A 20,687-nucleotide genomic window follows, 5' to 3' on the forward strand; every position below is an offset into this window, starting at 1 on the left:
AGCGTGAGCGACCAAGACTCCATTGTCATTGTTGGCGCGGCTCGGACGCCGCTCGGTAGGTTTCAAGGCGACCTCGCGGCGGTTCCCGCGGCCGAACTGGGCGCAGTTGCCATCCGCGCGGCGCTGGAGCGATCTGGCGTCGCTGTCGATCGCCCGCAGGAAGTGCTAATGGGGTGTGTACTCCCCGCGGGCCAAGGCCAGGCGCCCGCCCGTCAGGCGGCGAAGCGCGCAGGACTGCCGGACGCGATCGGCGCGACCACTGTCAACAAGGTGTGCGGTTCGGGCATGAAGGCGGCGATGCTGGCGCACGACCTGTTGGTCGCCGGTTCCGCTGATCTAATCGTCGCCGGCGGCATGGAGTCGATGTCTGGCGCGCCGTATCTTCTGGCCAAGGCGCGTACCGGCTATCGCGTCGGCCACGATCGCGTGCTCGATCACATGATGCTCGACGGGCTGGAAGATGCCTATGAGCCCGGTCGGCCCATGGGAGATTTCGGCGAGGTGGCGGCGGAAGCATATGGCTTCGATCGCGCGGCGCAGGATGCCTATGCGGTGGAGACGCTTACGCGCGCTCGCGCGGCCATCGCCAACGGGCAGTTCGCAGCGGAGATCTCGCCGGTGACGGTGCCGACCAGGGCCGGCGCGCTGACGATCGACACCGACGAACATCCACTGAAGGTTTCCCCCGATCGCATTCCCACGCTGCGGCCGGCATTCCGCCCGGATGGAACGATCACCGCCGCCAGCGCCTCCGCCAATGCAGATGGTGCAGCCGCGCTAGTGCTCACCCGCCGATCGATGGCGGAGCGTGAAGGGTTGCCGATCCGCGCGATCCTTCGTGGCCATGCCACGCACAGCCAGGATCCCGCATGGTACACGACCGCGCCTGCGCCAGCGGTGCGCAAGCTGCTGAAAAAGCTGGAATGGAGTTTGGCGGACGTGGACCTGATGGAGGTCAATGAAGCCTTCGCGGTGGTGGCGATGGTTGCGGCCAGGGAACTCGAATTTCCGCTGGAGCGGCTGAACGTCAACGGCGGCGCCTGCGCGCTGGGACATCCGATCGGCGCGACCGGCGCCAGGCTGTTGGTGACGCTGCTTCACGCGCTGGAAGCCCGCGATGGCAAGCGCGGCGTCGCGACGCTGTGCATCGGCGGGGGTGAGGCCACCGCGGTGGCGATAGAGCGGCCGTGAAGGTCGCCGCCGGAAGAACAGGAGTGTCGGACGTGAAATTTGCCATTACCGCCTTGTGTGGCTTTACACTGGCTGCAGGCGCGATCGAGCCTGCGCTGTCCAAGACCAGCTATGTGCCGTTCGTTATCCGGCAGGTGTCGGGTAAACGCCCCTTCGTCCAGGCGAAGCTGAACGGCGTTCCACTGCTGCTGATGGTGCATTCAAATGCCGATTTCTTCGTGATGACCACGCATGCGAATGCGGCGCGGGCCGGATTGAAGGACCTCAAGAGCGTGGGACATTATGGCATTGTCGCGCATGGCAAGGTCAGTGCATTGGGGCGCGCCGAAACGACTTTGGGATCGTTGCGCGTAGGCGCTGTCGAGAACAAGGATGTGGCGCTCTCGGTCTTCGAGACGCCGCAGAAGCCGGTGATGCAGGGGATGTTAGGAGTGCAGTGGTTGCGCGCCAACCACGTGATCGTCGATTACGCGCAGCGGCGGCTCGGCTTCGCCGAAACCGACGCGGATGCGGCGCAACTCGGGGAGGAGCTTCGCGGGCGCGGCTATATCGCGTTGCGGATGACCTGGCACGCGGAGCGCCGCAACTACACCGTCGACGGTACGACGGCGGGCGCAGCAGACCCGGTGCTCGTGTCGACCGTGTCGGAGAATATCATCGGTCTGCCGATTGCGCAGCGGCTCGACCTGCCCCTGGTCGATCGGGGCGAAACAGCGGGCGGGCCGGCTGGATCGGTGCAGTCGAGCTTTACTTCGTCCCGCGCAGTGCCGCTGTGCATGGAAGGACATCGTTGGCCGGTAGGCGGTGCCGTGATCTATGATCAGGCGATCTATGCGGGCAAGCCGGGCATCCCCGCCAACGTTCCCGCGTCCATCACGCTGGGTGCGGACTTCATGCTCCAGAACGGCGCCGTGATCGACTATGCGTCCGGTACCCTCTATGTCCGTCCGAGCGCGGCCGGCGGCACGTGCTGATTGTGCTGCATTAGTTTGAGTGTGGGAGGCGGGCACTCGCCTCCCACGCGTACATCGCCGCGATCAGGCTGAGGCGGGACGCTCGAAAGCGGTCCGATGCAGGTCGATGAAGGCCTGGACGGTCATCGGCGGCGTGCCCGTGACCGTCGCAATTGCCGTGTCCGCGCCAGCGAAGATTCCGTTCTGATAATCGACAGCGATCGCGCAAAAATGCTGGATGAGGAATGCCGGCAGCCCTGCCTGCTCGAGCCGCGCGCGATAGGCGTCGATCGAGGAGGGAGCATAGCGGACTTCCCGCCCGAGCGCCTCGCTGATCGCTCCGGCGATCTGCGCCTGCGACAGTTCGATCGGGCCGTGCAGAGTGTAGGTGCTGCCCAGATGCGGCTGCGGATCCGCGAGCACCGCTGCGATGAAACGTGCCTGGTCCTCCGCCGCGATCGGTGCATGTCGTCCGTCGCCATAGGGTAGGTCGATCTCGCCGCGCTCAACGATGCTCGCCTTGGCGTGGCGGTAGAGAAACCACTGCGCAAAGAAGGTGGGTCGCAAGTGTACGACCGGCACGCCCGCGCGATCGAACAGCCGCTCGGCGATCCAGTGATCGCGCGCCGCATGACTCTTCGAATCCTCGCGCGCGGAGATCTGCGACATGTTGACAATCACTTCCAGGCCGGCGCGAAGCGCGGCATCGGCAAAATAGGCTGTCGCCTGTATCAGGCCGGGGCGGACCGGGTAGCAGAAATAGGCAGCGCGCGCGCCGTCGACTGCGCGCAGCACGTCGTCGTGCTCCAGCAGATCGCCGACGACCACTTCTGCGCCCGCCGCGCGAAGTCGCGCGGCGCGATCGTCGTCCTTGTGTGCCAATGCACGTACCGCAAGGCCGCGCGCGAGCAATCGATCTACCGTATAGCGACCGGTCTCACCGGTCGCTCCGGTCACGAGAATGGGCTGAGACATGGGGGATTCCTTATCGGGGAAGAGGAAGATTACAGGCTGTCGACCACGCCGCCGTCGACGCGGAGGGCTGCCCCGGTCGTGGCCGATGCTTGTGGCGACGCGGCAAAGACGACCATGTTGGCGACCTCTTCAGGCGTGGCAGGCCTGCGCAGGATCGAACTGGGACGGTGCGTGGTGACGAAGTCGACACCTACCTCCTCGAAGCTCTTGCCAGAGGCGGTTACGGCCTCCTGCAGCATCGCCGCCGCGCCTTCCGTGAACGTCGGGCCGGGCAGGACCGAGTTGACGGTGACGCCGCTACCCGCCATCCGCTTGGCGAGCCCGCGTGCAAGAGCTACGTCCGCAGTCTTGCTGACACCATAGTGCAGCATCTCCACCGGTAGGTTGAAGGCGGATTCGGATGCGAGGAAGATGACTCGCCCCCAACCGCGATCCGCCATGCCGGGCAGATAGGCGCGCGACAGTCGCATTCCGGCCATCACGTTCACCTGCCAGTGCAGGTCCCACATTGCATCGTCCGCGTCGAAGAAGTCCGCCGGCTGGTAGATGCCGGCATTGTTGACGAGGATGTCGATACGCGGCTCGGCAGCGATGAGCGCGGCGCAGCCTTCTGCCGAACCGATGTCGGCCGCAAGGCCACGCGCGGATCCGCTCAACTTCGCCGCTGCTGCTTGCGTCTTCTGCTCGGTGCGACCGTTGACGATCACTTCGGCCCCGGCGGCGTGAAGTCCTTGCGCGATCGCGAAGCCGATGCCTTCGGTGGATCCCGTCACCAGCGCCGTCTTGCCGTTAAGATCAATTTTCACGCGTGAGTCTCCTTAGAAGTGTGTAATTGCACATATCGGTGCAAGATATTGATGTTTTATAGGTTTCAGCCCGCCGGGATGGCGATGTCGGACGCGATTTTCCAGATTCCGCGCTTCCGGACCCAATCCAGGATCAGGAGGAATGGCCGCGGTTTGCCGCTCTGGCCTGCATAGGCGACACGGATCGACACCGGTGCGTAGAGTTGCGCAACGCCATGCCCAAGGCGTGTGACACGCGGCGACGCGCGCTCGGCAATGGCGAAGCCGCCGGCATGCCAAAGCGCGCTGATCTGCGTAGTCGCCTCCTCGCCCCAAAAGCCGCCCCAGTTGTCGGCCGCACCAGGCGGCGTCTTGCCGACGAACAGCGTGTCCTCGGAGTCGCGGAACAGCGCGCGGGTGGCGGGCAGGTCCTGCGCATTTTCGGCCTTCAACAAAGCATCGAAGCGGCAAAGGATCGCATGCTCGAGAGCAGACGGGTGTTTCGTCCCTGCGGCCGCTGCCGGCGGCGGGGCGAGGCTCAGCGTCATCAGCAGGAGCGCAAGCGACCGTTGCAGGCGGAGGCGGCGATTTGGGGAGATCGCCGACATTACTCGAACCGCATGTCGGTGATATCGATGGAGACGAGCAGCGGATCATGCACGGCCTGCCAGTCGTCGTCGGCGGCGAAGACGCGGCGTTGCGTTGGAACCAAAATCCCATCGAAGCTCCGGTAGGCGTGCGCATAGTTGACGCCGCGCGCGCCGCCCAGAATGTCCACTGTATAGTCGTGGCGGCGGATCAGCCCGTCGGGGCCGAACCGGGTGATCTGGGTCCGCGTGTGGCTGACGAGCGTGTCGGGGAAGGTGACCTGCAGGCTGCGCCACGTCTCCCCTGCCTCAACCCATGGCGCGATTTCTTCCACGATCATGCCCGGATAGGCATAGAGGAACGGTTGCGTCAGATAGGTCCACAGAGCCTCGCCGGTGAAGAAGGTGGCGTGCAGCCTATCCCAAGGTGTCTCCAAAGTCTGTCCGGCAAAGGCTGTGGCAGGATCGTCGCGAGATTCCAGCACCGCACCATGCCGATCCTCGGTCCAGACGCGCGACGGCGTGAAGAAGAGGCGCTCCCCGTCGTCCACAGCGAAGGAGAGGTGCTGTGCGGCGCGGTCGGCGATGATTTCGCGGTCGGTCACAAAGCCCGGCCGTTTGATGTCCCACAGCGCCCCGCCGGTCGTCAGTCTGGCAGAGATCGAGCGGATCGCCTGCCACCTCTCCCATCCGCCATGAGCGTCGATGGCGCGTTTCAACAAGTCGATCATGTTCGCGTGTTCCTTTGGACAAGAGCTCAATCGGGGAGGCGCTCGCTTCGCCGGGCCCGCTCCGCCTCGCCACGGGCGAGCCGCCATTGCATGTGGGCGTCGCTCCCGGGACCTGCCTCAAGCGCGATTGCGCCGGAGGAGGGGCTGGCACCGGATTCCATGTCTACCAGTTCCAGCTTCAGGCGACGGCGGGTCTGCGCATCGACGATGTGCAAGGGGGCTTCTTCGTGCTGCGCGTGGCGCCACTTGTCGCCGATCTGCACCATCGCCTGCAGCAGCAAGCTGAGATCGCGACCCTTCTCGGTCGGCAGATATTCGCGTCGGACCGGGCGAACCTGATATTCCCGCCGTTCGACGAGGCCGGATCGTTCCAGCTGCTTCAGTCGATCGGACAATGTGGCGTTGGTCGCGCCTGTCGAGTGGCGCAGGTCCTCGTAGCGCGTGAGCCCCAGCAGCAGGTCGCGCATGACGAGCGCTCCCCAGCGATCCCCTAGTGCGCCCATCACCTCGGCCATCGAGCAGGCCATTCCCTCAAAGCTCTTTGATCGCATCTCTTCGTTCTCACCCCGGCAGAGCCGATAAACTCTTATCAAAGGAGTTATAGACTCTGATTATGAGAGCTACTACGGAAAGGCAAGCGCAGGAGATTGGGAAATGGCTGGAATTTCTCGGATATTCGTTATTGGTGCGACGGGAGCGCAGGGCATGTCCGTTGTGCGCGGGCTGATTTCGAACGGCGGCTACAACGTCGTCGCACTCACGCGCGATAGCAGCGCGCCGCGCGCCCAAGCGCTGCGGGACATGGGTGATGTCGCGTTGCTGGAAGGCAGCTTCGCCGATGAGGACACCCTTCGAGAGGGGTTTCGTGCTTGCGATGGGGCGTTCGTTAACATCGACGGCTTCAATGCCGGCGAGCGGACGGAGATGTACTGGGCGATCCGAAGCTACGAGATTGCATTGGAGGAAGGCGTCAAGTTTCTTGTCTATGGGAACTTGGACTACGGCCTGAAGAAATCGGGGTACAGATCGATGTTCCGCACCGGTCATTATGACGGCAAGGGGCGCATCGGCGACTGGATCCTCGCACAGAATGGGGTGAACGCTGACCGCATGGGTGCCGCGCTGTTTACCACCGGACCCTATATGGAGATGGCGTTCTCCGCGCAGACCCCGATGACGCCCCGGGTTGAAGACGGCGTGCTGACCTGGCGCGTGCCGCTGGGGACCGGCGCCGTGGTCCATGTCGCGCTGGAAGATTGCGGCCACTATGTGCGCTGGCTGTTCGATCACTCGGAGCGTGCCAACGGCATGAACCTCGAAGTTGCGATCGAGCATGTTCGCTATGCCGATCTCGCCGCAGCCTTCGAACGCGTGACTGGCCACCCCGCACGGTTCGTGGACACCAGCCTCGATGCCTATTTCGCACCACTGGCCGCCGTCGCAGACCTGCCAGCTGGCTATAACGCAGACCCCGCAGACAAGAGCACGATGAGCTTCCGCGACAACTTCACCGGCTTCTGGAACCTCTGGAAGCACGACATCATCACCCGCGACTATGCGCTGCTCGACGAGATACATCCGACGCGGATCCGCAGTGCGGAGGACTGGCTGCAGCGCTGGGAACAGCGGGCTGCCATCGAAGGTTCGGAAACGCTGTGGGAAAGGCTGCAACCCGCAACATTACCCCAGCGCACCATTCTCAAGCTAAGCGAAGATCGGCGCCGCGGCAGGCTGTGAAGACTGCACCACCCCGGCGGCAATCATTCCGTGGTCGATCGTCAACGCACCCCGAGCAAACGGTGCGCAAAGAAGCGAAGGATTTCATCTCGAGCGGCTATCGTCGGCTGCCCCTCCGCGTCGATCAGGTGAACGGTCACGACGTTGTGGGGCGTCTGCACTACCTTCTCGAAGAACTCGGGGACGTCGCGATTGGCGGCGCTGTCGGGGAGAACCCGGCCGATGAAGCGCTTCCCGAGCGCCCTATCATAGGCTGCGAACCGCTCCGCCTTGCAGAAGCGGTCGCCGTCGAACCGATAGGCGAGAACCGAAAGGTCTTCATGGTCCAAGCGTTCGCGGATCGCTTCGAGCTCTTCCGGTGCGATCTGCAACCCGGCGTCATCGTCGAGCGGGAGCGCGGGCTGGGACAGGACCGGGGCCAACATTGCCGGCTCCAGCATCATGCTGAGCGCGAAATTGCCCGAGAAGCACATGCCGATCGCACCCACGCCAGGGCCGCCGCATTCTTCATGCGCCGTCCGCGCCAGGGCACGAAGCCACTGCGTCACCGGCGCCGATCCTCCCGATCCGAACGCCCGGAATTCAGCGCTGATGCACACCCGCTTGAAGATCGCCTGGCCGACCTCCAGGTCGACCGGCTCGCCGTCTCGCCCGTACAGCGAGGGCATGTAAACGGTGAACCCCGCGTCGCGCGTCCAGCGCGCGAACCGCGCGACGTGCGGGCTGATCCCGGGCACTTCCGGAATGACGATCACCGCCGGCCCAGTGCCGGAGACATGCACCGTCTTGGTCGTATCAAGTTCGGTGATTTTCCTGGCCTCGAAATCCTCGAGCGGATCATAGGCGTCGAGCGGTCTCTTCTTCATGATTCCATCGCTTTCCCGGTTGGGTCAACCGCCGCGGGATCGATCGCGACCTCGGTGGGCACGCGCGCAGTGGACTGCAGTGTGCTCGGTTTAACGAGGGCCATTCCGGCCATTTTGCGGGCGCGATCGGCCGATGGTTGATGTTACCATCCTGGCGCTTCCGGGCGCATTCGCATCAGGCGTGGCTGCTGCGCTCGACATTATGGCGACGGCAGCCCGGCTGGCTCCGTCCTGCGGCTGCGGGCCGATCCGGTGGAACGTCGTCTCGTCACACCCGATGGTCACGTTGAGCAACGGCGTGAAGATCGAAGCGACGGCGCTGGCGCAGAGCGACCAGACCTCGGACCATTCCATCTGGTTCGTTGCGGGCCTTGAGACTGACAGTGTGGAGTCTGCTGCGGCACGCATGTCGGAACCGGATGCGGTCACGGCCGCCGAGGCGATACACCTGCATGGCGCGCGTGGCGGAACGGTGGCGTGCGCGTGCTCCGCCGTTCTGCTGTTGGAAAGGGCCGGACTGCTTCGGGGCAGACGCGCGACGACGACTTGGTGGTTGGGAGAGTATCTCCAGAGACTGCAGCCGGATTGCGTGGTCGACGTCGAACAGACCGTGATCGTTGATGGCAATATCGTGACCGCGGGAGCAGCGTTCGCCCATCTCGACCTCATGCTGCATCTTCTGCGGACGCACTTCCCCCCCGCATTGGCAAAGGCCGTTGCCAAGGCCATGATCCTGGACGGGCGGCAACTTGAAGCGCCTCGCCCGGCCGTGCGGGCATCGGCGGGAAGGCTGGATCTCGTCAGCAAGGTGGCTGCATCCTTTGAGGCAGCACTACCCGACCCACCGACGATTACCCAACTCGCGGCCGAGCTCGGTATGTCCGGTCGGACACTTTCCCGACGAATAAAGCGTGAGACCGGCGGGAATGTCTCTGCAATTTTGCAGAGCGTGCGCCTCCATCGCGCTCGCCAGCTACTTCAGGACAGAGGGTTGTCGATCGAGCAGGTCGCAGCCGAGCTGGGCTATGCCGACGCCACGTCATTGCGACGAATGATGCGAAAGCTGGCGCACGCGACGCCGGGGCAATTCAGGCCGAGGCTTGCCTGAACTGCCCTGCGCGGTGCGGCGATCGGCTCAATGTTCCAGTTTGGCCGCTAAGGTGTCATTGCCCTGCGCTCGGGCGACAGACGCTGCGGTCCTTCCTTCCATATCGAAAATGTCCGTTTTGGCGCCGGCGGTCAGCAAAAGGTCGACCTGCGCCTTGCGGTTGAACATCGCTGCCATCATGAGCGCCGTCTGTCCCTGCTTGTTGCGGGCATTAACCGCACAGCCAGTGGAGAGCAGCCTTGCTGCGAGCGCGTCCAAGCCCTTGAAGGCAACGCCCATTTGCGCGGTATTGCCCTGGGTCGCGTCGGGCTTGCAGGGGTCTGCCTTGGCCTTTAGCAAGGCCTCTACCGTGTCCGCATTTCCGTCATATGCAGCGAGGATCAGCGCCGTATAGCCTCGCGGATCATATGCATTCACATCGGCGCCCGCGGCAACCAGCGCGGGGATGAGATCGGTACGGCCGAGCCGAGCCGCATCAAACAGCAGCTCCTGCGCTCGCGCGCTTGTCAGCGAGGTTTGCGCTGCCTGCCCATTCGCGGCTGCGGGCAAGGGGGCGACCACGGCCATGGACATCGCAATGGTCAACAAAGATCGAAACATCTCAAAATCCTAGTGTCGTGGACCCCGGCACCGCAGAGGGCGCCGGGGCTTTGCCGCTTCTGCGTTACTGCTGGTTCGGGAACTGCTCGGGGTGCACCGCCATCGTCTGGCGAACGTCCTCCACAGTCACGTTCACTGCCTTGGCGAGGCGCGTTCCATAGTCCGCATCTGCGGCATAAAAGTGCCCAACCATCAGTCGACGAACCTCGGGACTGTTCACCCGTCCAAGGTCGGACGCCAGATTCTTGACCAGGTGTTCCTTCTCGACAGCGCTCAACGTGCGGTAAAGCGCACCGGCCTGTCGGAAATTATCCAATTTGCTGATGACGCGGATTTGCGCAGTGGGGCCGACCGGGTATTCAGCCGCCTTGTACCGCGCATCGGCGCGCGGCGTGGGCTTAGTGAGCGAGGGCTCATAATTGATGTCGTCATTACGGCCGCTCGCAGCCATGAACCCGTCCTGATTGTTGTTTGCTACAGCGGCGAGTGGACGGTTCACGGGAAGCTGCGCGAAGTTGACGCCCAGACGGTACCGCTGGGTATCCGCATAGGCGAACAATCGGCCTTGCAGCATCCGATCAGGTGAGGCTTCTACGCCGGGTATCAGGTTTGACGGGGCGAAGGCAGACTCCTCGCTATATTCAAAATAGTTATCCGGCACCTTGTTAAGCGTCATCGTGCCGAGCTTCACTTCCGGCACATCTTCCCAGATCTTGCTGTCGTCAAAAGCGTCGTAGGTGAGCTGGCCAACCCTCTCCGCCGGCATCAACTGGACGTATAGGTCCCAGCTCGGGAAATTGCCGGCCCGGATCTGGTCGTAAAGATCGCGCGTCGCGTAGTCGGCATCGGCGGCACGCGTCTGTTCGAGGGTCATGCCCTTCAGGCCCTGCCGGCTCTTCCAGTGAAACTTCGCGAACACCTGCTTGCCTTGCGCGTTGACGAGACGAAACGCGTGAACACCATAGCCGTCCATCATGCGATAGTTGATCGGCATCCCGAACGTGTCCGTGTACAGCCAGGTCAGAACGTGCGTTGATTCTGGGACATTGGCGAAAAAGTCGAACGCGCGGTTTGGGTCCTGGATGTTCGTGACCGGCGACGGCTTATTCGCGTGCACGAAGTCGGGAAACTTTATGGCGTCCCGGATGAAGAAGACGGGGAAATTGATCCCGACAATGTCCCAGTTGCCCTGGTCGCTGTAGAACTTGACAGCGAAGCCCCGGGGATCACGGGCTGCTTCGGGAGAGCCGCGATACGGCATAACCGTGGAGAAGCGAACGAAGACGGGGGTTTGCTTTCCGGCAGCGGAAAAGACGGTGTTTTCTGAGTAGGCTGAAAAATTTCCGTCAGACACGAACACTCCCTGTGCGCCAGTGCCTCGCGCGTGAACTACGCGTTCAGGAATTCGCTCGCGGTCGAATCGTTGTAATTTCTCAATAAGTCTTGCGTCTTCCAGCAGCACTGGACCGTCCTCGCCGACAGTCTGACTGTTTTGATTGTCTCCCACTGGCGCACCGGTATCTCGGGTTAATGTGGTCTGGGCGTACGCGGCGGGAGTTAGCCCGGCGAGCGCCGCCACCATACCAAGGATACGTTTATGCTTCATGTTCGCTCCCTTAGCTCCATTGAGGTTGGGGCGGCGTTATGCTGAGCAGAAGGATTACAGAAATTGACGTCTTTGATCATCGTGATCGAAACTAATCGCTTTCAAGTTCTGCGGGGTAAAGCGAGCCAATTTCATAGTGTTAGGTTGCTGCACGCGCATCCTTTCACTGTTAATGAAAGAGCAGTTAGCGGTAATCGATAATTGTCGTTTGGCGTTGCGACAGGAATGTGACGCCGATCGCAGTGACCTCTGGCTCGAGCGAAACGGACTGGCATTTCTCTTTGAGCTCCCCTCGTCCAATCGCAAAAACCGCTAAATGCGAGGGTGGCGATCGTCAGGGTAGGTGCGCCTCTTGAACGACGGGCGGAATAGGGAGTCAGCGCTGGGCGTGTGACGCCCGATATGATGCGTTCGCATGCCGCTGTGCGGTCCCAAGTTGGCTGGCCGCCTTGTTATCGTGGACGCGAGCGCCGATCCTGCGGATCGGCTACCGGCAGGTGCCGGCAGCGGAACGCTGGTACAGTGCGCGCGCTGTGTTCGTGCCCGCGTGGCACACTTGCCCGGGCGGGAGGCACGGGCGGCGGCTGGCGCACGCACGCCGCCCGCGCGGGCCCGCCCGGTTGCAAGGGTGCGGTTCTTGTCCGGGCGCGATGACGCCCGGCAGCGCGGTCGCGCTGACAGGATGGTCGCCGCGCCGGGCGCAGCGGCGTTGGTGCGCCAGCACGCGGACAGGGCAGGGGGAGCGTCGCTTCCCTGTAGTCCTGCCGCGGCATGCCGCAAGCCGGGCGGTGCCCGGCTCCTCCACGGTGTTTCGGCCCTTCGGGTGCGGCCTGCCACCCTCGGCAGGACTGTCGGTTCGCTCCTGCCGCTCCCCCGCCCTTCCGGCGCCGGTTGCGGTGTTTTGGAAGGAGCAGGATCATGGGTGTTGGACGCGAGAGCCGGGCGAGCCTCTATGCCGAGGTGACGGGACGGGTGATTGCCGAGCTGGAACAGGGACGGCTGCCCTGGGTGCAGCCTTGGGATGCTGCGGCGTGTGGCTGTGCGATGCCGGCCAATGCGGTGACCGGGCGGCGCTATTCGGGGATCAATGTACTAATCCTATGGGCGGCGGTGATCGAGGGGCGGTATGCCTCGCAGCGCTGGCTGACCTTTCGGCAGGCGCAGGCGGCAGGTGGGAGCGTGCGGCGCGGCGAGCGGGGCACGACGATCTGCTATGCGGATCGCTTCACCCCGAAGGACGAGGCCGAGCGGGCGCGGGATGAGGACCGCGAGGCGCGGCAGCTGGCGTTCCTGAAGCGGTTCACCGTGTTCAACGTCGACCAATGCGAGGGGCTGCCCGAGCGGCTGACGGTGGTGGAGCACGCCGAACCGGTGGCCGAGGCGGACCGCATTCCCGCCGCGCATGCACTGATGGAAGCATGTGGGGCAGATATCCGGGTCGGGGGCGGTGAGGCCTATTACAGCCCGGGCGGCGACTATGTCGCGGTGCCGCCGCAGCTCGTTTTCTACAACCGGATCAATTGGTATCGCACCGTGCTGCACGAGCTGGGGCACTGGACCGGGCATTGTTCGCGGCTGGATCGTGACCAGTCGGGGGCGTTCGGCAGCGCTTCCTATGCGCGCGAGGAGTTGGTTGCCGAGATGGCCAGCGCGTTCACCTGCGCATCGCTGGCGATCCGGCCGACAGTGCGGCATGCCGATTATATTGGCAGCTGGTTGGCCGTGCTGCGGCAGGACGAAAAGGCGATCTTTCGGGCGGCGAGCGCGGCCAGCAAGGCGGCTGATTACCTGCTTGGGTTCACGTCGGATGAGGAGGCGGAGCAATGATGCGCTGGCTTCGACTGCGGCGGATGCGCCGCGCATTTCGTGCCCTGCCCGAACGGGATCGGGCGATCTTCGGATCGGTGCGGTTTGATGATTGCAACTACGTCGAGGCGGCCGAAAGGCATGGCTGCACGGTACGGGAGGTTGAGCAGGCCATTGCCCGTGTGATCCTTGCCCTGGATCGTGCCGAACGCGGCAAAGGGCCGCGATGAAGGCGGCACCTCGCCCGCTACCTGCGGGCGAGGTGTACGCCGCCGCATCAGCGCGTTAGGATCGATCCATGAGGACCGGCCTCGATCATTTGCCGCCAGCCAAGCAGCGCGAGCTGGAGCGTGTCGTTCAAATCCTGTTCCAGGAATTTGGCGACGCGACCGCTGTTGCGACATCGGACTGGAAGAAGCAGGGGCGCATCCTAAAGGTAATTCTCTACGGCAGCTATGCGCGCGGCGGATGGATCGACGAGCCACATACCGCCAAAGGCTATCAGTCGGACTTCGACTTGCTGGTGATCGTCAACAACGACAAGCTCACCGATCGCGCCCAGTTTTGGACCACCGCCGACGACCGGCTCAATCGTGAATTGGCGATTACCAAAACGCTGCGCACGCCGGTCAACTTCATCGTTCATACTCTGCAGGAGGTGAATGACGGCCTCGCGCACGGCCGCTATTTCTTCATGGATGTCGCCCGCGACGGCATCGCGTTGTACCAGAGCGACGATACCGAATTACATCAGCCCAAGCCTAAGACGCCGAAGCAGGCGTTGGCCATGGCGCAGGAGTATTTCGGAGAATGGTTTCCAACAGCAGCCGGGTTCAAACGGAATGCTGGGTACGCTGAGCGTGATGGCGACCTAAAGCTGGCCGCTTTCTTGCTGCACCAGACGGCTGAACGCCTCTACCACTGCGTGCTTCTGGTCTGCACTTTCTACACCCCCCACGTGCATAATCTGGGCTTCCTCCGCACCCAGGCGGAGCGCATCGACCCGCGTCTGGTCGATGCCTGGCCGCGTGACCAGCGCACCGATCGTGCCCGCTTCGAGAAGCTGAAAGAGGCCTATGTGAAGGCGCGCTATTCGAAGCACTACCGCATCAGCGAGGAAGAACTGGCGTGGCTCGGCGAGCGTGTCGAGGCACTTGGTCAGGCGGTGCAGGTGATCTGCGAAGAGCGGATCGCAGTATTGGAACGCAGCGCCGCCGCCTGATCTAGGCGGCGATTTTCCCGGCGTCCGCGAACGACAATTCGCGCTGCAACTGTGGCGCTTCGCTGCGTTCGGCGCAGCGCATGTCGCGGGCGATCGCGACGCTGATCCACTCGATTTTCCACGCCAGATCGAGCACGTCGCCGTGCTCCGCGCGGCTGATTGTAGCGATTCCGGCGCCGTCGACGTCGACCGAAAATCGGCACTCGTCGGCCCAATTATCGAAGCGTCCCTGCACCAGCGTGCCGTCCGAAATCGCGATGCCAAAGCCCTCATCTAGCGCCCGCGCGGACAGGCAAATCTCGTCCTCCACGTCACCGGAAAGCTTCAGCCGGCCATTCTCCAGTGGTTCGATTCTGATCGACATATCGGGCCCATTCCTGGCGACTCGGAAAGGCTGCGATAGTAGAACATAGAGGGAACACATGAAAGGCTGGCGGGGACCGGCGGGGGGATAGAAGGGATGGCAAGATAAAAGCGGTGCCTCCAAGCGGCCCCGGAAGTGGCGTCTGCACGTCGTCTTTGATGGAGGCATGCCGATGGCGGTGCCTCCATCTGGAAGGCGCGGCTGCCGGAACGCCAGCGTTTCTGCGGCTTTCCGGCTCCCCCGAATGGAGGCCCTTGAAGGGCTGCGCTGGCGCACCCTCATCTGGCGCTTTGCAGCATGGGACAGCGTCATGGCCGAGGATCCATTCGAGCTATGGTTGGGGCGGGTCGGCGCGGATCGCCCGTTCGCGCACCAGCTTCGCAAAGCCACCAATCTCGCTGGCGGCGCAGCACGATCTTCGGCTGCGCGCGCCCGGCATTTCGATGGCAGCAGGATCGGTCGCGGATCGGGCGTCGGTCGGGTGCTCGGGGCATCCGATCGTTTTGCCGGAATTCGTGCGCGCCGCGTCGTCGTGAAGGCCCGCTTCGTGAAGCTGGCCGGGAAGGGGGTAAAGGGCGCTGCCGCGCACCTTCGCTATCTGCAGCGCGATGGCACCACCCGGAACGGTGAGCGCGGCACGCTCTATGCTGCTGATCACGACGTTGCTGACGGCAAGGCATTCCTCGAACGCGGCGCCGATGACCGGCACCAGTTCCGCTTCATCGTCGCGCCCGAAGACGGTGCGCAGTACGAAGATCTGAAGCCGCTGGTGCGGCGCTGGATGGCGCAGGTTGAACAGGACCTCGGCACGAAGCTCGACTGGGTTGCCGTCGACCATTTCAACACCGGGCATCCGCACACCCATGTGCTGGTGCGCGGTGTCGACGATCGTGGTCGGGACCTGATCATCGCTCGGGAATATATCAGCCGCGGGCTTGCCGCGCGGGCAGTGGAGTTGGTCAATCTCGATCTCGGGCCGCGGACCGATCGCGAGATTTTCGAGGGGCGTCAGCGGGAGATCGGCCAGGAGCGGTTCACCAGCATTGATCGTAGGTTGCTGGCTGGGCGCGAGGCCGACGGCCTGGTGTCGTCCCGGCATGGTGACAGCATCGAGCAGGGGCTGCGCGCGGCGCGCCTCGGCAAGCTCGCGCGGATGGGATTAGTGACCGACGAGGGAAATGGGCGCTACCGGCTCGCCGACGATCTGGAAGCGACGCTGCGGGCCATGGGCCGGCGCGGCGACATCATTGCGACCATGCATGCGCAGATGAAAGGGCATGCGCCTGAGGTGCATCCGCAGGACTATGCGATCTACGAGCAAGCCGAGGGCAAGCCGCTCATCGGCCGCGTCGTGGCGACCGGACTGGCGGACGAGCATCGCGACCGCCATTACCTGATCGTGGCAGCGACCGACGGGCGCAGCCACTATGTCGACCTGGGCAATCGGTCGCTCTCGGAATCGAGCGATCGCCCTGAAATTGTGCGGGTGTCGCCGGTCATCGCTGGCATCCGCGATGTCGATCGAATGGTTGCCGAGGTCGCCGCCGCGAACAACGGCATCTACAGCGTCGACCGGCACCTGCGCCATGACGCCAGTGCAAGCCAGCGTTTCGCCGAAGCCCATGTCCGGCGGCTGGAAGCGCTGCGACGGGGAGGGGGCGAGGTCGAGCGCATGCCGGACGGCAGCTGGAAGATCGGCGCCGATCATCTCGACAAGGTCCTGGCCTTCGAGCGAAGGGCGGCTGCGGCACGGCCCGTTGAGATCGAAGCGCTTGCCGAGCGCCCGGTCCTGGAGCTGGTTCGCCACGACGGCGTGACCTGGCTCGACGAGCAGCAGGTCGCGAAAGAACCGGAAGTGCTGGGCGGCGGCTTCGGCGCGCAGGTGCGACAGGCATTGGTGCTTCGCCGCCAGTGGCTAATCGAAGAGGACCTCGCCTGGCGCGACGGCGATACCGTCCGCTTCCGCGCCAATCTGCTGACCGAGCTGCGGCGTCGCGAACTGCGGCAGGTGGCGGGGCAGCTCTCGAAAGAGATGGGGCTTGGCTATACCGAGCATCGCGGCGGCGCGATTGAGGGTACCTATCGCAAGGCGGTGCAGGTCGGCGCCGCGAAATATGCGGTGATCGAGAAATCGCGAGAATTCACGCTGGTGCCCTGGCGGCCGGTGCTGGAAAAGCAGATCGGTCGAACCGTTTCCGGCATCGATCGCGGCGGTGCGATCAGCTGGACATTTGGGCGCCGGCGTTCGGGTCCGGAGATCGGCGGGTTCTGAGAGTCCCCAAAGAGGTACCGGGATTCACCAGCGAGGCCCTGTAACGGAAGTGGGAAGAGGCGGAATCTGCACGGCATGCAGACCCGCAAGACCCGCCACCAATTCTACCTTCCCGACGAACTGTCGGCGAAGCTCGACGCGATGGCTGCGCAGCCGGGATCGTCGAAGACCGCGATCCTGACCGACGCGCTGACCGCATGGTTTGATCGCCGTGCGGGCCATGAACTCGACCAGCGCTTCGGTGCGCGGCTCGACCGTCAGAACCGCGCCGCCGACCGGATGGAGCAGAAGCTCGACTATCTGACCGAAGCCCTCGGGCTCTTCGTCCGCCACCAGCTTACCCTCACGGCGCACCAGCCGGCCTTTGATACCGAGACGCAGCGTCTCGGCCGGCTTCGCTACGACGCCTTCGTCGAGCTCGTCGGTCGAGCAATCGCCCGGGGCGACACGAATAACCGCATCGCCAACCGTCAATCCCCAGAACTGGGGAGGGACAGATGAAGGAGCGTCCCATGCGTCCTACGCTGAGCAAGCCGAACACCGACCTGTCGCCCATCACGCTGCGGATTGCTGATGCCTGCCGCATCACCGGCATCGGCCGGTCGAAGTTCTACGAGTTGATCAAGGCCGGCGAGATCGGGGTGATCAAGGTAGGCGCGATCACGCTCGTGCCGATGACCAGCATCGACGCGTTGCTTCAGCGTGGCGGCCCCACCGCGGGCGACGGCGCCCGGCCCCCCTTAGCCGAGGTGATGCACCCGTTTCTGGCCAATGCCATTTTGACGGCGAGCCTTGCCTCGACCCCCGAGGCGGTTCGATGCGATCTATCATCGGCGGACGAGGGGAGGCGGGGAAAAGCTGAAGACCTTGTTGTTGAGCGTATGATTTCGGCCCTCTATGATCGAGACGACCAGCTCGACGTGGTTCGTTGATCCCATCTTATGTCGTTCTGCTGTCCTAGCTTTGGCTGGGGTCTGAGCTTTGGGGTCTTGCTAAAAGTGGCCTGCGTGACAGTCTGAATTTGGGACAAACCTGCCCTTCACGAAAGCGACAGCGAACGACCAATTACGGGCGAAACCGCCTTTCGGACGGCAATGGATCGCAACTGAAGCGATTGCGATCGTGGGACCTTTTATATGATATGCTAATTTGTAGTGATGCCGTTAGAAGCCGCGTACAGCACGCCCTTTTCTTAAAGCGTCCAAGCTAGGATGAAAATAAAGTGGAATATCTTTCATAGATGCAAGTACGGGATATCTTCTTACATAAATATCAATTGCGCGATTTGCGACTCGAAGAGCCGATTGCCTGACCAGGTCTGGCAGAAACCGTGACTCCTCGTTGGGGGATTTGATCAAATTCACTCTTCCAATCGGTTTTCCGTCGATCTGCGGAGAAAACGTCATTTGAGAGTTCATGATACTAACGTCAGCCGCGGGGAAGTTTAAATAAGATAAATATACATTGAGATTGAAATATTCGAATTCGATTTCGGTCCGATGAAATCCGGAAATTGCTGTAGGCGGGCAAAATTTACCGGTCACTACGATTGAGTATATAATAGACGCTTTATAATCTCGCGAGAGACTTGCAATTTCAACTAAGTTCCCTTTTTTGTTTTTTATCTCAACCAATGATCGTTCGTTCATTATCGGGCATAAATAAGTGCAAACTCTCGCAATAAGATTGGGCAAGTCTGAGTCCACTAGGGCTGGGACCCATAAACAGGATTCCCTTGGCGCGAGAGATGTGATTCACCCTGCACATTGATTGTGGAGGGTAACTTGCCGGGAGAGTTCTGGCTGAGCGACGAGCAGTGGGAGCGGCTACGGCCGCTGCTGCCGAACAAGCCGAGAGGCGTGCCGCGGGTTGACGACCGTCGCGTGATCAGCGGCATCGTCCATGTGCTGCAGGCGGGCTGCCGCTGGAAAGATGCGTCAAGCGCCTACGGTCCCTACAAGACGCTATACAATCGGCATAAGCGTTGGTCGGAAAAGGGCGTGTGGCAGGCAGTGTTCGAAGCTCTCGCCGCTGCCGGTGGACCACCAGCCGAGGTCCTGATCGACAGCACGCATGTGAAGGCCCATCGGTCGGCAGCCGGCGGAAAAGGGGGGCGCACGCCCAGGCGATCGGCATCAGCCGCGGTGGGCGCAACACCAAGATCCACGCCATCGCCGACGCCCAAGGCAAGCCGCTCGCCTTCCGCCTGACGCCAGGTCAGGCCGCGGACTGTCGGGCAGCCGAGGCGTTGCTGAATGGCCTGCCGGCCCGCTGCATCGTCCATGCCGACCGCGCCTATGACACCAACCGCATCCGCAACCTGATCGAGCAACAGAGGGCTATCCCCAACATTCCGCCCAAGGCCAATCGGCGCTGGAAAAGCTGCTTCAGCCGCAGCCTCTACAAGGGGCGCAATGCCATCGAGCGCATGTTCTGCCGCCTCAAGGACTGCCGACGCCTCGCCACGCGATATGACCGCACCGCCACCGTCTTCCTCGGCAGCATCCATCTTGCCGCCAGCGTCATGTGGTTTTTGTGAGTCCCGGCCCTAGGAGCTTCGAACGGAATTTTTCACTATTTAGCACGACTTGATAAGTTATAGTTATTCCATCTCGTCCAATCGAAGGATGGACGGAAAATTTTCTCTGGGAGGCTGAACCCGTCCCGCGGAACAATTTTTTTGTTTGAAAGTCTTCGGAAAACCCCTCGTGGCTATCCTCCGTGGTGATGTAAACCGCCAATGTGCCATCGCTATTTTCTCTAACTGAAAACAAAGAAAATAGGTCACCGTTTTGCCTTAGGCAAAATCTATACATCGGCCGTACAAGATCCTTCATAGAAAAACCCTTTTATTCAGAGAAGGTCTAGCAGCAAGCTGGTATCGCTATCCGGATCGAAGCCTTCATCGTCGCCGCTGGACCAAGCGCCAAAGAAGTCCTCGACTAAGCCCTCCGTTGCGATCCCGACGAGCGCAACCGGCCTCTTATACTTGCGATAGAAATAGCCGACGCGCTGATAATCGTCATCGTCGATAAAATCCTCTCCCGCGGTTTCGTATCTAACTGTGTGCCAGATGTCATCGACCTGCGGGATCGAGAACGGACCGAGCGCCTTCTTGAGAATCTCCCCTTCGAGACAAGCGAGATTTAACTGCGCAAGCTCGGCAAATAATCGCGCAATGTCGATTGCGACGTCGAGATCGACAAGGTTCGCGCCGAACAGCGATAGGCCGGTCGCTGGGAATCTGTATGAGAAGAGATCGCGCTGCTCTTTCGCGACGCGGAGTATCGGGCCGCACCGCTCTTTCTCATCCGAGCTCAAGCGCTTCAGCTTGTCGGTTGCGACGTTGAGGATCTTGCTGTGTGTCATCTCGATCGTTGTTAGCCCCTGCCATGGCACGCATGGCAGGGTGAAGATGAAAGCACGGCAGCAATTTAACATCAAATAGTAACTGAGATATGGCCTGACCGACTGGAGATTGTGGTCACGGGCATAAAGAGCCGTGTTGGCCAGCAGGGTAGAGGACAAGACAAGCTTCAACGCGAGATAGCTTCGGATGAACCATTCAGCGTTGCACTCATCATTAAAGGAGGTTGCGATTGGAGCCGCCAGCGTGCGAGTCCGCTTTATATATTGTCGGATATCGGCATCACCGAACTTGGAAAGTTCCTGATAGCGATATTCGAAGTCGGATCCCGCCAAGCGAGCGATATCAGCAGCGCTGAGTTCGGTGGCGGTGGTCATCTCCGGCTGGTCCTTGATCATGTTGTTGGAAGGTGTCGGATGCGCCTGCCGTCTCTGCGCATGGTACCAGCAGTCTGGTAGGATCGATCCGGCAGTAGCCCAGAATAGAAAGCGCTGAGTTGCCACCCCGTGCAGCATGG

At 62.4% G+C, this 20,687-nt stretch carries 21 protein-coding genes and 1 pseudogene; 11 read left to right on the plus strand and 11 right to left on the minus strand.

Features of this window, described 5'->3' with window-relative positions; all coding sequences use genetic code 11:
- The first annotated feature begins 3 nt into the window (after positions 1 to 3).
- Together ABIC65_RS15055 and ABIC65_RS15060 are read left to right on the plus strand one after the other, a co-directional pair.
- Positions 4 to 1,191 carry an acetyl-CoA C-acyltransferase gene (locus ABIC65_RS15055; protein WP_436286735.1) on the plus strand — a complete coding sequence of 396 codons (1,188 nt, stop codon included), beginning with the start codon at positions 4 to 6 and terminating at the stop codon, positions 1,189 to 1,191.
- Positions 1,188 to 2,165, plus strand: coding sequence for a retropepsin-like aspartic protease (locus ABIC65_RS15060; RefSeq protein WP_354309806.1), 978 nt, complete (start codon positions 1,188 to 1,190; stop codon positions 2,163 to 2,165). The genes ABIC65_RS15055 and ABIC65_RS15060 overlap by 4 nt, the downstream gene beginning before the upstream one ends.
- A gap of 63 nt (positions 2,166 to 2,228) precedes the next feature.
- Here the strand turns inward: ABIC65_RS15060 and ABIC65_RS15065 are convergent, their stop codons facing one another.
- The 5 genes from ABIC65_RS15065 to ABIC65_RS15085 form a co-directional block, all read right to left on the minus strand.
- Positions 2,229 to 3,119: an NmrA family NAD(P)-binding protein gene (locus ABIC65_RS15065; RefSeq protein ID WP_354309807.1), complete on the minus strand. Its 891-nt coding sequence runs from the start codon at positions 3,117 to 3,119 to the stop codon at positions 2,229 to 2,231.
- 29 nt (positions 3,120 to 3,148) lie between these two features.
- The gene (locus ABIC65_RS15070) at positions 3,149 to 3,925 is read right to left on the minus strand and encodes an SDR family NAD(P)-dependent oxidoreductase (protein ID WP_354309809.1); all 777 of its coding nucleotides are present in this window, start codon (positions 3,923 to 3,925) and stop codon (positions 3,149 to 3,151) included.
- A 65-nt stretch (positions 3,926 to 3,990) separates the two neighbouring features.
- Positions 3,991 to 4,452 carry a hypothetical protein gene (locus ABIC65_RS15075; RefSeq protein WP_354309810.1) on the minus strand — a complete coding sequence of 154 codons (462 nt, stop codon included), beginning with the start codon at positions 4,450 to 4,452 and terminating at the stop codon, positions 3,991 to 3,993.
- A 59-nt stretch (positions 4,453 to 4,511) separates the two neighbouring features.
- Complete coding sequence (locus tag ABIC65_RS15080) at positions 4,512 to 5,222, minus strand: hypothetical protein (protein ID WP_354309811.1); 711 nt, start codon at positions 5,220 to 5,222, stop codon at positions 4,512 to 4,514.
- Between the two features lie 26 nt (positions 5,223 to 5,248).
- On the minus strand, positions 5,249 to 5,737 hold the full coding sequence (locus tag ABIC65_RS15085) for a winged helix-turn-helix transcriptional regulator (protein ID WP_354309813.1): 489 nt from the start codon (positions 5,735 to 5,737) through the stop codon (positions 5,249 to 5,251).
- A gap of 139 nt (positions 5,738 to 5,876) precedes the next feature.
- Between ABIC65_RS15085 and ABIC65_RS15090 the strand changes: the two genes are divergently transcribed.
- The gene (locus tag ABIC65_RS15090) at positions 5,877 to 6,959 is read left to right on the plus strand and encodes an NmrA family NAD(P)-binding protein (protein ID WP_354309814.1); all 1,083 of its coding nucleotides are present in this window, start codon (positions 5,877 to 5,879) and stop codon (positions 6,957 to 6,959) included.
- 41 nt (positions 6,960 to 7,000) lie between these two features.
- Here the strand turns inward: ABIC65_RS15090 and ABIC65_RS15095 are convergent, their stop codons facing one another.
- Positions 7,001 to 7,825, minus strand: coding sequence for a dienelactone hydrolase family protein (locus ABIC65_RS15095; RefSeq protein WP_354309816.1), 825 nt, complete (start codon positions 7,823 to 7,825; stop codon positions 7,001 to 7,003).
- Between the two features lie 133 nt (positions 7,826 to 7,958).
- On the opposite strand from ABIC65_RS15095, the gene ABIC65_RS15100 reads away from it, so the two are divergent.
- Positions 7,959 to 8,933 (plus strand): GlxA family transcriptional regulator, encoded by a 975-nt coding sequence (locus ABIC65_RS15100; RefSeq protein ID WP_354309817.1) that lies wholly within the window; start codon positions 7,959 to 7,961, stop codon positions 8,931 to 8,933.
- 27 nt (positions 8,934 to 8,960) lie between these two features.
- Here the strand turns inward: ABIC65_RS15100 and ABIC65_RS15105 are convergent, their stop codons facing one another.
- Both ABIC65_RS15105 and ABIC65_RS15110 read right to left on the minus strand, forming a co-directional pair.
- Entirely contained in the window at positions 8,961 to 9,500 is a 540-nt protein-coding gene (locus tag ABIC65_RS15105) for an ankyrin repeat domain-containing protein (RefSeq protein ID WP_354310029.1), read from the minus strand.
- Positions 9,501 to 9,597: 97 nt separating this feature from the next.
- Positions 9,598 to 11,139, minus strand: a complete 1,542-nt coding sequence (locus ABIC65_RS15110) for a catalase (protein WP_354309819.1) — start codon at positions 11,137 to 11,139, stop codon at positions 9,598 to 9,600.
- 918 nt (positions 11,140 to 12,057) lie between these two features.
- Here ABIC65_RS15110 and ABIC65_RS15115 point away from each other — a divergent pair.
- The 3 genes from ABIC65_RS15115 to ABIC65_RS15125 all read left to right on the plus strand — a co-directional run bounded on the left by ABIC65_RS15115 (position 12,058) and on the right by ABIC65_RS15125 (position 14,167).
- On the plus strand, positions 12,058 to 12,966 hold the full coding sequence (locus ABIC65_RS15115; protein WP_354309821.1) for an ArdC family protein: 909 nt from the start codon (positions 12,058 to 12,060) through the stop codon (positions 12,964 to 12,966).
- Entirely contained in the window at positions 12,963 to 13,175 is a 213-nt protein-coding gene (locus ABIC65_RS15120; protein ID WP_354309823.1) for a sigma factor-like helix-turn-helix DNA-binding protein, read from the plus strand. The genes ABIC65_RS15115 and ABIC65_RS15120 overlap by 4 nt, the downstream gene beginning before the upstream one ends.
- 68 nt (positions 13,176 to 13,243) lie before the next feature.
- Positions 13,244 to 14,167 (plus strand): HEPN domain-containing protein, encoded by a 924-nt coding sequence (locus ABIC65_RS15125; RefSeq protein WP_354309824.1) that lies wholly within the window; start codon positions 13,244 to 13,246, stop codon positions 14,165 to 14,167.
- 1 nt (position 14,168) lies between these two features.
- On the opposite strand, the gene ABIC65_RS15130 is transcribed toward ABIC65_RS15125, so the two are convergent.
- Complete coding sequence (locus ABIC65_RS15130) at positions 14,169 to 14,477, minus strand: hypothetical protein (RefSeq protein ID WP_354309826.1); 309 nt, start codon at positions 14,475 to 14,477, stop codon at positions 14,169 to 14,171.
- A 298-nt stretch (positions 14,478 to 14,775) separates the two neighbouring features.
- Here ABIC65_RS15130 and rlxS point away from each other — a divergent pair, with 298 nt between their 5' ends.
- The 3 genes from rlxS (at position 14,776) to ABIC65_RS15145 (ending at position 17,735) form a co-directional block, all read left to right on the plus strand.
- Complete coding sequence (gene rlxS / locus ABIC65_RS15135; protein WP_354309828.1) at positions 14,776 to 16,803, plus strand: relaxase/mobilization nuclease RlxS; 2,028 nt, start codon at positions 14,776 to 14,778, stop codon at positions 16,801 to 16,803.
- A 75-nt stretch (positions 16,804 to 16,878) separates the two neighbouring features.
- Complete coding sequence (locus ABIC65_RS15140) at positions 16,879 to 17,304, plus strand: CopG family transcriptional regulator (protein ID WP_116468266.1); 426 nt, start codon at positions 16,879 to 16,881, stop codon at positions 17,302 to 17,304.
- Between the two features lie 11 nt (positions 17,305 to 17,315).
- The gene (locus tag ABIC65_RS15145; protein ID WP_354309830.1) at positions 17,316 to 17,735 is read left to right on the plus strand and encodes a helix-turn-helix domain-containing protein; all 420 of its coding nucleotides are present in this window, start codon (positions 17,316 to 17,318) and stop codon (positions 17,733 to 17,735) included.
- Between the two features lie 231 nt (positions 17,736 to 17,966).
- On the opposite strand, the gene ABIC65_RS15150 is transcribed toward ABIC65_RS15145, so the two are convergent.
- Entirely contained in the window at positions 17,967 to 18,452 is a 486-nt protein-coding gene (locus ABIC65_RS15150; protein WP_354309831.1) for a hypothetical protein, read from the minus strand.
- Between the two features lie 123 nt (positions 18,453 to 18,575).
- Here ABIC65_RS15150 and ABIC65_RS15155 point away from each other — a divergent pair.
- Positions 18,576 to 19,342, plus strand: a pseudogene (locus tag ABIC65_RS15155) (IS5 family transposase).
- 314 nt (positions 19,343 to 19,656) lie between these two features.
- Here the strand turns inward: ABIC65_RS15155 and ABIC65_RS15160 are convergent.
- Positions 19,657 to 20,568 carry a hypothetical protein gene (locus tag ABIC65_RS15160; RefSeq protein WP_354309832.1) on the minus strand — a complete coding sequence of 304 codons (912 nt, stop codon included), beginning with the start codon at positions 20,566 to 20,568 and terminating at the stop codon, positions 19,657 to 19,659.
- Positions 20,569 to 20,687 lie beyond the last annotated feature (119 nt).

Source organism: Sphingomonas trueperi, from assembly GCF_040545665.1.
Classification (GTDB): Bacteria; Pseudomonadota; Alphaproteobacteria; order Sphingomonadales; family Sphingomonadaceae; genus Sphingomonas; species Sphingomonas trueperi_B.